The sequence below is a fragment of the Mesonia hippocampi genome (assembly GCF_014197445.1).
GTDB classification, from domain to species: domain Bacteria; phylum Bacteroidota; class Bacteroidia; order Flavobacteriales; family Flavobacteriaceae; genus Mesonia; species Mesonia hippocampi.
On sequence record NZ_JACIFO010000021.1, the window covers coordinates 1 to 4613 of the forward strand.

The following is a 4613-nucleotide window of genomic DNA, read 5'->3' on the forward strand; positions in this document are numbered from 1 at the left end:
TATTGTTTCTTGCCTTGCATACAACAAGTTACGAAAATTAATCACAGAAAAATACCTTAGCTATGGATTTTTTGCTAAATTGTGCAACAGGCACACCGTATAAAATTAATTGCTGGTAATAGCCTATTTACGAAAGTCCTCGCGGACTTTCTATCTGTGATTTATTTGCTAACTTTAGTGCTTAAACCACGCAACTAATCTTATACAAACACGTTGTTCGAGAATACCCTATGGGTCGCTCAAGTCATGTTGCCTACGGCAACATTTTCTCTTGAGCTATTCTCGAACAACGCCCTGACAGTACGACTGTAATTCGCTATATTTGTAGTAAACTATTAATAACTATTGACTTGAGACGCCTACATAGGTGAACTCTCGACAACAAACGGATATAGCGAATTACGTCTAATGGCTCCCTTTGCTCTTGAAGTTTTCACTTCAACGCAAATCGCCATATCCGTCAGGGCGTTGGCATTCATTTTAAACCAATATTTAGAATTCAATTATGATTAAAAGTATACTGATTGAAAATTTTCGATCAATTCAAAATCTTTTCATTCAACCTAGAAATTTAACTACTTTAATTGGACCAAATAGTACGGGTAAAACAAATGTACTTAAAGCTATAGACTTAGTATTAGGAGAAGGTTGGACAACAAAAGCAAAAGTAGCAAGGGAATTATTCAATGACCCTTCACAAGACATAAATATTGAAATTGAATTTACAACTCCTGTAGTCGTTCCAGGTAATCCAGGATTTAGACCAACAACCGTTGAATCAATAAGGCTAACTATGAGTCTTTATCCTGATTTAACTGCTAAAACAACCATAAACAACGAACAAACTTTTTATGGTCACGAAAAGTTTAAAAAATTGTGTCATTTCATATATATACCAGCAGAGAGAAATTTAAATACTGAATTAAGGGTTAGTCATTGGACTATGTTAGGTAAAATGATGCGATTAATTTATGAGAATTATATAACTCATTACGATGAGAATGAGGATAGGCTAAAAGAAGAATTTAGGCAGAAAATGAATCCTGCAAAGGAATTTCTAGAAGATGACTTTTCGGAAGAACAGGTAACATTTAAAAAGTTCTCCGATACATTTAAAGAAAAATGCGATGAGAATAGTGCGGGTTTAGCATCTGATTTTAAACCGGTTTTAGATATTTATAATATAAATTGGTTTTATAAAACATTGCAAATACATATTAGTGAAGATAACCCAGATTTACATTTCGATAGTACGGAGGTCGGAGCGGGAATGCAAAATTTGTTAATGATTTCAATTTTTCAAACCTATTCAGAATTAATGGGTGGAAAAGTAATTTTTGGAATTGAAGAACCAGAAATCTATTTATACCCACAAGCACAACGTTCTCTATATAAAAGCTTTCAAAGTTTATCTGAGGAAACTCAAATATTATACACTACGCATAATCCTAACTTTGTGGATCCTCTAAGAGCTTATGAAATTGAGATGCTCCAGAGGAGTAAAGAAGAAGGTACATACAATTTTGAGAAAGCTGAATTTATAAATGAATTAGAAGCTGAAAAACAGAGATTCAAAATTTATTCCCATTTTAATACTGAGCGAAATGAAATCTTTTTTGCAAAGAAAATATTATTTGTTGAGGGTGAATCTGATAAAATATTTTACCAAACAATTATAGAAACTAAATGGAATATTGATATTGATAAAATTGGTCTGTCAGTAATAGATTGTAATGGAAAAGGCGGAGTAATTTATTTTGCTGGATTATGCTCAGCTTTAGGTATGACTAATTTTTATGCAATTTGGGATTCCGACGGAGAAGTTGAAGACAAATACAAAATACTTTTTAACCTAATGAAAGATTCCAAAGGATTAGAATTAGATCCAAATTTAGAGACTTTTTTGAATAATAAATTTGATAGTCAAGTATTGAATCCGAATTCGAAGGACAAAATTAGGCCTGCTTATGAATTCGCCTCCGAATTGGACACTGAAGATATTCCAGAAGAGTTTTTAGAAATCAAAGAGTTTATTTCATAAAAAACGAAATGCCAACACCGTATAACAACAATTGCGGCTTTGTCACCTGCGGACACAACCGCGCAAGCATAAAAGTCGGTAATTTTAGCTATCTTAGTTGTTAACCAATCCGCAACTGATTGTTATACAAGACCGTTACCTGCAAGCCGAAAAAAACGTCGGTTTACATAAAAAACTGAGTGAAATAAACGAACTTTACTCAACTTTTAAGAATTGAAAATGAAATTTGAAAACAACACATATATTAGTGGAGATGGTGTCTATTATGAAGGAGTAATTAGAGATGTAAAACGTTCTAAAATTTCATTGCAACCAGTCTACGAAGCCTTTACAAATTCTTTAGAAGCAATACGAATTAAGGAAAATCAAAATATAGACTTTAAAGGTAAAATCGAGATAAAAATATATTCAACTCAGAATACCGACCAAAGTTATACTTTTTCTAAACTACAAATTAGCGACAATGGTGTTGGATTTGATGACAAAGAATTTAAACGTTTTAACACCTATAAAGATTTCACAAAAGGATTTAAGAATCTTGGTTCTGGAAGAATTCAATTCACCCACTATTTTGATACAACAAAAATCAAAAGCAAATATCAAGATAATGGTAGTTTCAGAGAAAGGGAATTTTTCGTTTCAAAAAATGAAAACTACCTTAAAAGAAACTCTATAACCTTTCATAAAAGCGACATAGAATCAAGCGAAAAATCTACTGGAACTATTTTGACATTTGAAGGTCTTTTAGACCAAACTAGGAACATCTATCATACACTGAACGATTCCACTTTGAAAGATGCACTTTTAAAAAGGTACATCCAATATTTTTGTTTAAATAAAGAAAGTTTACCTGAAATAATAATTGAACATTTTGTGTTCAACGATAAAGAAGGTAAATCAACTATTTCAAAATCTGATATTCCAAAAATAGATAAATCTGATAATGTTCAAGTTCATTATTCTAAAATTTCAGATGATGCTAAAAGCATCATTGAAACTGAGAATTTTGAAACATTTACTATCAATTCTTATAAGTTAGATAAATCATTTTTAAAACACAATGATTTAAAATTGACTAGTAAGCACGAAGTAATTGAAAATTTCGAAATAGACTTACTTTCTCTTTCAAAAAATGAAGTAATTGATAATAGTCATTTTCTTTTTTTAGTTTCAAGTGATTATCTAGATGATAAAGACACAAATGAAAGAGGCGAATTAGATATTCCAAACAATGATATTTTTTCAAATGACCCTAACATATTTAACGAAGAAGTAATTATTTTAGACTTACTTGAAAACAAGATAAATAGTTCTATTAATCATCTGTATCCGCAAATAGAAAAAATACAGGAAAAACACCAGCTAGATTTAAAAAATCTTAAAGAAATGTTCTTATTACCTGAAGATTTAGATTGTGAAATAGAAATTTCCATAAATGATAGTGATAAAAAAATATTAGAAAAATTCTATACAGCAGAAGCGAAGAAAAAGGCTGAATTAGATTCAAACTTAAAGGATAGTATAGAAAGATTAAATCATTTAGATACAACTTCCGATGATTTTTCAAACTCATTAGATGAAGAAATTGAAAGAATTACACGAGTAATTCCTCAACAGAACAAAGCGGAATTAACTCACTATGTTGCTCGTAGAAAACTTGTGCTTGAATTATTTTCATTAATACTAAACAGAAAATTATCTGTACAAAATGATGGTTCAAGAAATAAAGACGAAGCCTTATTACACAATTTGATTTTCCAACAAAATACAACAACACCTGAAAAAAGTGATTTATGGATAATTAACGAGGACTTCATTTACTTTCAAGGTCTTTCAGAATTTCAATTATCGGAAATAAAGTTTAAAGGAGAAAATATTATTAGAGAAGATCTTACAGAAGAAGAAAAACAGTTTATAAATTCTATTGGTGAAAAACGACTTGACAAAAGACCAGATATTCTTTTATTTCCTCAAGAAGAAAAATGTATTATAATAGAATTTAAAAATCCGAATGTTAGTGTCTCTGCACATTTAAACCAAATAAATAGTTACGCAACTCTTTTAAGGAACTTCTCAATACCGAAAATGAAATTAACTACTTTTTATGGTTATTTGATTGGTGAGAAAATTGAGCCTAATGACGTAAGAACATATGATGCGGATTTCAAAAATGCCTATAATTTTGATTACCTTTTTAGACCTTCTAAAACAATTGCTGGAATGTTTAAGAATGAAGGTAAAGATGGTACACTTTATACAGAAGTAGTTAAATACTCAACACTTCTTGAGAGAGCAAAAAATCGGAATAATGTATTCATTAAAAAATTGACTAAAGGAGAAAATGAACCACCTACAATTGAGTAAATGGAAAAAGGCCAGCAGGTAACAACGGTAACCGTTGCACAAGCCTATAATTTTGCCTAAATCGATTTTATATAAGCCGTTTTAAGCGGCTTTATTTTTTTTATTAGTTAAGTGAATAGTTAATAGTTGAGTGTCTTAAAAGTGAAGATATAGACTTCTGTAAACGTTTTTTTACAAGAAACAATAAAGCAAGGCATCCCGCCCCACT

The 4613-nt window shown here is 30.5% G+C and carries 2 protein-coding genes; both read left to right on the forward strand.

Features of this window, described 5'->3' with window-relative positions:
• Positions 1-505: 505 nt before the first annotated feature.
• Positions 506-2041 carry an ATP-dependent nuclease gene (locus tag GGR32_RS11910; protein WP_183478428.1) on the forward strand — a complete coding sequence of 512 codons (1536 nt, stop codon included), beginning with the start codon at positions 506-508 and terminating at the stop codon, positions 2039-2041.
• A 219-nt stretch (positions 2042-2260) separates the two neighbouring features.
• A complete protein-coding gene (locus tag GGR32_RS11915) occupies positions 2261-4405 on the forward strand; it encodes an ATP-binding protein (protein ID WP_183478429.1) in 2145 nt (714 codons plus the stop codon).
• Positions 4406-4613 lie beyond the last annotated feature (208 nt).